The organism is Bacillus sp. AP50, from assembly GCF_040492675.1.
Taxonomy (GTDB): Bacteria; Bacillota; Bacilli; order Bacillales; family Bacillaceae_G; genus Bacillus_A; species Bacillus_A cereus.
This window is the reverse complement of the sequence record NZ_JBEUTW010000072.1, coordinates 1-7,792: the sequence shown is the minus strand read 5'-3', so window position 1 is coordinate 7,792 and position 7,792 is coordinate 1. Positions and strand designations below refer to the sequence as shown.

Here is a 7,792-nt window from a genome sequence, read left to right as displayed (position 1 = left end):
ATAGTGAATAGAATGATAAGGTTGCCCAGCAAATCCCCATATAACCATTATTCCGATTACGGCTATTCCGATTCCTTCGTTACATAGCAATAAAGATTTTCTTGAAAAACGATCAATACTTTGCCCAATGAATGGTGTTAATAAAAACATAATGAGGGTTGCAATGATAGAAACATAACCAAATGTTGTCTCTCCTCCACTCTCTTTAATTAACAGCCAAGGAATCGTTATCATAACAATTCCGGAACCAATAGCAGATAGACTATTGGCTCCTAGAATGTAATACAAACGAGAATCATGATAAAGTGAGGACATATCACTCCACTCCTAGTTGTTTTTTCACCTCTTTATATACGCTCATATATGCTTTTAATTCTTTAACTACATCATGAATTAATGGTTTTGCATCTTCCCCAAGTTCACCATCTTGCACATGTAATCCATCAAGCACAACTTGTTTTGGAATTGCATTTGCATAAACACCTCTAGCGACCGTTCGCATGCTGTTTAATGCATTTATTCCACCTTTACCGCCACCAGCAACCGCTAACAATGCAACTGGTTTATGAATAAATTCACTACTACTTAAGTAATCTAAAGAGTTTTTCAGCGCACCGCTCATCGCATTATGATATTCTGGTGTACATAATACAACCCCATCCGCAGCTTTCACTAACGTTTTTAATTTTTTTACTGCCTCTAAATCACGTTGCGACTCTTCTCCATTGTATAAAGGTAACTCCTCAATTGCTAAATCATATAATTCCCCTTCAAATTGATCCGCAATATATTTTGCCACCACGCGAGTTCTACCAAATTTTCTTGGTGTACCGTTAATAACGACTAGTTTCATGATTATTTCTCCCCTTTGTTTTCAAGTTCTACTTATATATTATCAGAAATTTCTATACAAAATACAATATAAAGAGTTAACTTGTTTCATAAAATAGTATGATAAACAAAAAAGAACTCATACTTTCGTATGAGTTTCGTACAATTACTTTGTTTCATCTCTCATGCTCAATGTACCTAAACTTTCATTTGCTTCAAAATAATTATATGCCTTTTCCGCTAATCTTTTCCGTTCTTCTGGTAATTCTATATATTTCATTACGTTTTCAATTATTTTTTCGTACGGAGTAAATACAATTCCTGGCCACTCTACCTCATCTTCTGGATTACTATTTTCGGAAATAATAAATTTCTTATTCGCGACTGCATAAGACACGCGAGGTGTTTCAAGAATTCCTGATAAGTAAAAATGAATATTTAATATAATTTTAGCTCTAGCAATCAATTCATTTCTAACAATTCCCCACGCATTATTTTTAAAAACTATATTTAAATTCGGGGCAATCGCTTTTAGATGATCAAAAATAGCTTGTCGCCTCGGATTAAGAGCACCTATAAACAGAATATCAATATCTTCAATAATCTCATCTTCAAACGCATCTTTTTTTATTTCCAAAGTTGGAGCATAGTTCATTTCTACATGTTTTATTTCTTTTCCTACCCCTTTTTGTTGAAGCCATTCTATATTTTGTTTACTATAATCCCAAATCACTCTATCTTTTAATAATATTAAATAAAGAGGATGCGCATATGGACTTCCTTCGTATAGCTGTTCTAAATTATAAATAATTGCATCTTTCGGAAGAAGATTCGGGTTATATGCGTATGTATGTGCTCCAAAAACAACTGTATTCTTTGCATTTTCCAGTATTGTTTCTGATATAATTACTGTATTTCCCTCCTGCTCCAACCGCCACTTTAAAGCTCGCGCAACATCTATGAAACTACCGTATGTCTTTGGGCATATAAAAAGACAATAATCATATTCTTTATTCAAATAAACTTCCATTAATCTTAAATTATTTTTATATAAATCTACATCTGGATGTTTAAGTACCAACTCATTTGCATGTTTTCTTGCTACTTTATATAATCCAGCATAATAAGCAGCGATGCATCTTCTTAATTCGATTCTTTCCCGGTCCTCATCTAATACATCCATGTTTAAAAGAAGATTTGCGATACAATACGCTTTTAAATGATCACGATCATAATAATAGTCTAGTAGTGGCATCAATTCTTCATACGTATTTCCATGCACCGATTCTCCTAGTTCAATCGCCCATCGCATTAATTCCATGATTACTCCACTACTCCTTTAATCGAAAATGTATTTAATAAAATTTCGCATTATTCTCTACTATATTTGCTATATGAAATGGAATCTTTTCTTTTATCGATTCCAAATACTTTTGCGACACCGCCCCTAAATGTTTTTTATGAGGTATATAGAAAGCACTAATAGAAATTTCATAGTCAAATAAGTAATCATACACATGATAATCTACAAATAGTAGATCATCCTTTGGAAAAGGAATTTCCTTCCCTTGCAGAGCATACATCAAAGCAATATTGTTTTGAGATCGTAATCGATACAACCTTGCAAGTTGGTATAATGGTTCAGCCCGGGTTGGTCTATATTCCCAAGCTTTTTGAAAATAAAAAACAGCTAATGCTAAATATTGCTCTTCTTGCCCTTTAACAGTTTCTTTTTCATCAGCATCTGTCACTTCATTTTGTTTATTTGCTGAACGATTTGCTAACTGCTCATAACAAAATCCTATTCGCAATAACGAATAGAATACCTCTTCAACCCATCCTCCTGCTTCCACTCGTTTTTTATACCATTTAATTGAATTCTCAAATTGACTTAAATGAAAATAAGTCTGAGCTAAATAAAATAAATATCTTATATGCAAATCTGGCGTTGTTTCTGGGTCGTTTATTCCCTGTAACAACAACCTCTCATCTCTTTCAAATTTATCAGCTTTGCTCCCGCCATCTCCGGGATCATTCACGACAAGAGTCTCTAACCGAGCTACCCTCGTATTGTAATTCGCTCCAACTTTTGAACGATCTATATCCCAATACTCATGAGTAACACCGACAGATTTCCATGGTAAAGAAGCTTTTAAAAGACGTGTAAGCCAATATTTAATATGAACATCATATTGTAATGTAAGATAATGATCTTCCGTTAAGCTCGTTTTATCGAAATTCGGATCAACCTCTAAAATCATATCCGCATCTAATATTAACAAATAATCTGCTTCTGGGTATGTTTTTTGCGCTAACGAAACAGCTAAGCTTCTGTTATAACCAAAGTTTTTAAACGGCTCATGATGAACCGTCCCAGGTATCTCATTTTCCTTACACCAATTTTCAATAATTTCAGGCGTATTATCCGTCGATCCAGTATCACAAATAGAAACAAAGTCTACAATTGATTTTGTTGCATTTAAACATCTTTCCATAATTCTAGACTCATTTTTGACGATCATACAAAGACATAACTTTTTTTCTTCCTTTACAGACTTCACTTGCTCATTTCCCATTTAACCACCTCATATTTTATTAACACGCTCTTCTCATATGTAACAACATTTCTTAGCTATACTGATGACATAAGCACCCTTTTACTATTTATGAAAACTTCATTTTATTTATTCTTACTTTTATGTTGAGATATATTTCATGCAGCGCTTTATATTTGATACAATCAATACAAAAAAACATAATGCGGGAATCCGTACATTTCAAAGTCTAAGAGGAGGTTATTGTCATTTGTGACAAAAAAACGATGATTGATTGGTATTTTTAAATTAGTAATTTCTTAAACTATAAAAAAGAAACTTGCGCTTATGCACAAGTTTCTTTTCAAAAACATCCTTATTTTTTCACAACTTCATGTCCACCGAACTGATTACGTAGTGCTGAAACTACTTTTCCATGGAATGTATCATCTTCCTGAGAACGATAGCGCATAAATAATGACATAGCGATTACTGGTGCTGCAGCTTGAAGTTCAAGTGCAGTTTCAACAGTCCATTTTCCTTCTCCTGAAGAGTTCATTACACCTTTAATGCCATCTAGTTTCGGATCTTCTGCAAATGCTTTTTCAGTTAAGTCCATTAACCAACCACGGATAACTGATCCATTCGCCCATACTTTTGCAACATCTTCATAATTGAAATCAAAGTCACTCTTATCTAGTACTTCAAATCCTTCAGCGATTGCTTGCATCATGCCGTACTCAATACCGTTATGAACCATTTTTAAGAAATGACCACTACCAACACGGCCAGCATAAGAATAGCCATTTTCTACTGCTAAATCTTTAAATAAAGGTTCTAATTGGTCGTAAATTTCTTTTTCTCCACCAACCATTAAGCAAGCACCGTATCTAGCTCCTTCTACACCGCCTGATGTACCGATATCTATATAATGTAATCCGAAGCTTTTTGCTTCTTCAGCACGGCGTAACGTATCTTTATAGAATGAATTTCCGCCTTCAATAACGATATCACCTTCATCTAATAACGGATAAACATCTTTTAGTACTGACTCTACAACTTCTCCTGCAGGCACCATTACCCAAATTGTACGAGGAGCTTCTAGTTCAGCGATCATTTCTTTTAATGTATGACGTGCAGTAATTCCTAGTTTTCCTGCCTTTTCAACAAGCTCTTTATTTACATCGTATACAACTACTTCATGCTTGTCTTCATATAAGTGTTCAGCTAATGGGAATCCCATTTTTCCTAATCCAATTAAACCTAGTTTCATATTAATCAATCTCCTATTCTATACAAATATATTTAATATCGAAATTAGCCCAAGTGCTACTACAGATAATATAGTCTCCATTGCAGTCCATGTTAATAATGTTTCTTTCACAGTCATTCCGAAATACTCTTTAATCATCCAAAATCCTGAATCATTCACGTGTGATAAAATTAATGACCCTGCACCAGTTGCAAGTGCTAATAATTCAACATTTACACCTGGTGTGCTTGCTGCAATCGGCGCAACAATACCAGCTGCTGTCATCATAGAAACAGTTGCCGATCCAGTTGCAATTCGAATAAGTGCCGCAATTCCCCACCCTAATAATATCGGTGAAATATGTGATTCTTTCGCCATATCTGCAATTGTCGTTCCAATTCCAGAATCTAATAGTACTTTATTAAATGCGCCGCCTGCACCAATAACTAACAATATGTTTGCAATAGGTCCAAGGCAATCATTTGTAAATTGTAACACTTTATCTTTTGAGAAACCTTTTGCATATCCAAGACTAAAGAAAGAGTAAATGGTTGCAATTAATAAAGCGACAATCGGATCTCCAATAAAGTGTAATACTTGTGCTAGTTGACTCGTTTTATTTAATGCAACTTCTGCTATTGATGCACCAAGCATAAGAAATACTGGAAGTAAAATTGTAAACAATGTATTCCCAAAGCTTGGAAGCTCTTTTTTATTATCTTTTTCAATAAATTGCTCCGCTATATCTAATGGTACTTCCTTATGTATACGAGCACCAATCCATTTCCCGTAAAGTGGACCTGAAATAATTGCAGTTGGAAGTCCGACAATTAATGCATATAAAATTGTCTTCCCTACATCTGCTTTAAAAATACCAACTGCCGCCATTGCCGCTGGATGCGGCGGCACTAGTCCGTGCACAACGGATAGTCCTGCTACTAGCGGGATACCGATTGTAATAAGTGATACCCCTGTTTCTAATGCAATTGTAAATACTAACGGAATTAATAGTACAAATCCAACTTGGAAAAATACCGGAATCCCTACTAAAAATGCAACGAACATCATCGCCCAGTGAACTCGTTTCTTCCCAAAACGATTAATTAATGTGTTAGCGATACGTTCAGCACCACCAGATTCGGCCATCATTTTTCCAAGCATCGTTCCTAGTGCTAAAACTATTGCTAAAAATCCTAACGTATTACCAAGTCCTAGTTTAATAGAATCAATAATTCCTGGATCTTTTGGTGAAGTTCCAATTAAAGGCATTCCCATTGCTAATCCTACACCAATTGCTGTTAAAATTAATGCGACAAATGGATGCCATTTTACTACCGTAATAAGTAAAAGTAGTATGACAACTGCCGCTAGTACGATCCCAACTACCATTTCTCCCAATCCCCCTATTTTTTACGTTGGAAAGCAGCTATACAATCAAATTCTTCCTTCAAGCGATTGTAAAGTCGTTCATACATATAAAACATTTCTAAATATATAGCCGTATTTTCTTTATTCGGTACATGATGATGGACAATATCAATCCAATCCTTTACCTCTTCAAGAGAATCAATTTTTCCTACAGCATACAAAGCAACTGCCGCTGCCCCAAGCGCAGATGCTTCATGACTTTCAGGTACAAGCAATTCTTTTCCCATCATATCGGACAACATTTGTCTCCAAAATGCAGATTTTGCAAACCCTCCTGAAACTCGTATTTCAGTAAGTGGCCCTGTACAATCCCTGATTGCGAGTGCTACTGAATATACACTCATACAAACACCTTCCATCACTGCACGTATAAAATGTTCTCGCTTATGTTGAAGATTGATTCCAAAGAATGTACCACGAGCATTTGCATTCCAGTAAGGTGCGCGTTCTCCAGATAAGAAAGGTAAGAACAATAGCCCATCCGCTCCAGCTGGTACGCTTTCTGCATATTTAATTAATAAATCATAAGGATCAATGCCGAGCTTTCTTGCTACTTCTTGCTCTGGACTACCAAATTCATCACGTAACCATCTCAGTAATATTCCGCCGTTATTCGTTGGACCACCGATTACCCAGTGCTCATCTGTTAATGCGTAACAAAACGTTCTCCCTTTCTCATCTGTATTTATATTTGATGAGATTGTTCGAACCGCACCACTCGTTCCAATCGTAATTGCAGCCGCACCCGGTGATATCGCACCAACTCCTACATTTGCAAGAACCCCATCACTTGCTCCGATGACAATTGGTGTTTCTGCACTTATCCCCATCTTCTGTGCTAATTCTGGCTTCATACCTGATAAAATATATGTAGTTGGTACAGGGGTTGATAATTTTTCTGGTGACATATGTAACATAGTTAAAACATTTTTATCCCAGTTTAATGTTTCTAAATTAAATAACCCCGTAGCAGAAGCAATCGAATAATCAACTACGTAGCGTGAAAATAATTGGTAAATCACATACTCTTTAATGGAAATGAATTTATAGGCACTTGTATATAACTCTGGTTCCTCTTCTTTCATCCATAACAATTTAGAAAGTGGTGACATCGGATGAATCGGTGTACCTGTACGTCTATAAATTTCATGCCCATTCATTTGTTGTAATAATTTTTCTGATTGCTTCGTACTTCGATTATCTGCCCAAATGATAGAACGCGTTAATGGCGCACCATTTTCATCTACTGCAATTAATGCGTGCATAGCTGTACTAATACCGATTGAAGAAATATCTTCTGGTAATACATTACCTTTTTCAATGGCAACGCTTACACTTTTGTATACAGCGGCACATATTACATCAGGATCTTGCTCAGCCCATCCTACATTCGGTTGAATAATTGGGTAATCGATTGCATGTGATGCAATGACTTTTCCTTTTTCTGTGAACACAACCGTTTTTGTACTTGTGGTACCGATATCAATCCCGATTACTCTCCCCCTTGTTTCCATGCGAATCTTCCCTTCATTTCTAGCAAAATACGATTTAGTAAACCGTTTACATGAATTAGTATATAAAATATTTTTTCATTTATCAAGTTATAAAAAGAAAATTTTTTTCATATCAAAAAATAAATCCCCTCATTCCATTTCACTTATATACTACATTTAGCTTTTCCATGCGGTAAAATTACGTTATATTCGTTACGCAATACACTCTTTCCTCTCATTAACAACACATACAT

General features: G+C 35.4%; 6 protein-coding genes and 2 pseudogenes. 1 reads left to right on the top strand and 7 read right to left on the bottom strand.

Annotated elements, in window-relative coordinates:
* From ABWK52_RS07215 to ABWK52_RS07200, 4 genes and pseudogenes are all read right to left on the bottom strand, one after another.
* A pseudogene (locus tag ABWK52_RS07215) lies at positions 1–315 on the bottom strand (MFS transporter); the annotation flags it as partial.
* A gap of 1 nt (position 316) precedes the next feature.
* Entirely contained in the window at positions 317–853 is a 537-nt protein-coding gene (locus tag ABWK52_RS07210; RefSeq protein ID WP_000780355.1) for an NADPH-dependent FMN reductase, read from the bottom strand.
* Positions 854–997: 144 nt separating this feature from the next.
* A complete protein-coding gene (locus ABWK52_RS07205) occupies positions 998–2,152 on the bottom strand; it encodes a DNA-binding protein (RefSeq protein ID WP_098294981.1) in 1,155 nt (384 codons plus the stop codon).
* 34 nt (positions 2,153–2,186) lie between these two features.
* Positions 2,187–3,407 (bottom strand): glycosyltransferase, encoded by a 1,221-nt coding sequence (locus ABWK52_RS07200; RefSeq protein WP_000526219.1) that lies wholly within the window; start codon positions 3,405–3,407, stop codon positions 2,187–2,189.
* 139 nt (positions 3,408–3,546) lie between these two features.
* Here ABWK52_RS07200 and ABWK52_RS07195 point away from each other — a divergent pair.
* Positions 3,547–3,630: pseudogene (locus ABWK52_RS07195) on the top strand (DUF2711 domain-containing protein); the annotation flags it as partial.
* 111 nt (positions 3,631–3,741) lie between these two features.
* On the opposite strand, the gene gnd reads toward ABWK52_RS07195, so the two are convergent.
* From gnd to gntK, 3 genes are read right to left on the bottom strand one after another with little or no spacing between them, the layout of a single operon-like run.
* Positions 3,742–4,638 carry a phosphogluconate dehydrogenase (NAD(+)-dependent, decarboxylating) gene (gnd, locus tag ABWK52_RS07190; protein ID WP_016109906.1) on the bottom strand — a complete coding sequence of 299 codons (897 nt, stop codon included), beginning with the start codon at positions 4,636–4,638 and terminating at the stop codon, positions 3,742–3,744.
* Positions 4,639–4,656: 18 nt separating this feature from the next.
* Complete coding sequence (locus ABWK52_RS07185; RefSeq protein ID WP_000260202.1) at positions 4,657–6,006, bottom strand: GntP family permease; 1,350 nt, start codon at positions 6,004–6,006, stop codon at positions 4,657–4,659.
* A 14-nt stretch (positions 6,007–6,020) separates the two neighbouring features.
* Entirely contained in the window at positions 6,021–7,559 is a 1,539-nt protein-coding gene (gene gntK, locus ABWK52_RS07180) for a gluconokinase (protein WP_098294982.1), read from the bottom strand.
* Between the last annotated feature and the right edge of the window lie 233 nt (positions 7,560–7,792).